Origin of the sequence: Streptomyces luteosporeus, assembly GCF_039532865.1 — a bacterium.
GTDB lineage: Bacteria > Actinomycetota > Actinomycetes > Streptomycetales > Streptomycetaceae > Streptomyces > Streptomyces luteosporeus.
Window position 1 is genome coordinate 1 of record NZ_BAAASL010000084.1, and the last position, 537, is coordinate 537.

Genomic DNA, 537 nt, shown 5'->3' on the forward strand with positions numbered 1-537 from the left:
CGTTGACGGCGTTGACGTCCCAGTCGTTGATCGCACGCGGGTTACCGGTGGACTCACGCATCACGTTGCGCTTGATGCCCTCGTAGGAGCCCGGGATGTTCTTGGACTTCATGATGTCCAGAGCCTGCGTGATCCAGCCGTCCAGGTTGTCCGCATAGGCCTTCGGCGCGGGGGCGGCCGGCTTGGCGGCAGCGGGCTTGGCGGTGGGCTTGAGGGCGGTGCGGGCCTGGGCGCGGGAGGCGGCCTGCTCCTTGGTCTTGCGCTCGGCATCCGCCTTGGCCTTGGCGGCGGCATCGGCGGCGGCCTTGACCTTGGCCTGGGCGTCGGTGGTGGCCTGGGTGGCAGCGGCGTCAGCGGTCTTGGCCAGCTCGGCGTCCTGGGTCTGACCGAAGGCCTCCGCGTTCCACGCGACCGGCTTGACGGGTGCGTGGGTGGCGGCGGTGGCGGCGGGGACGACGCCCAGCACGACACCCGTGGCGCCGGCGGCGGTGAGGCCGGCAGCGATGAACTTGTGGGTCTTGGTCAGACGGGTATAGC

Annotated in this window: 1 protein-coding gene; it reads right to left on the minus strand. The window is 70.6% G+C overall.

Going from position 1 to position 537, the window contains the following annotated elements; all coding sequences use genetic code 11:
- A partial coding sequence (locus ABD361_RS30545) for a lytic transglycosylase (RefSeq protein ID WP_344440242.1) occupies positions 1–537 on the minus strand: 537 nt, incomplete at both ends.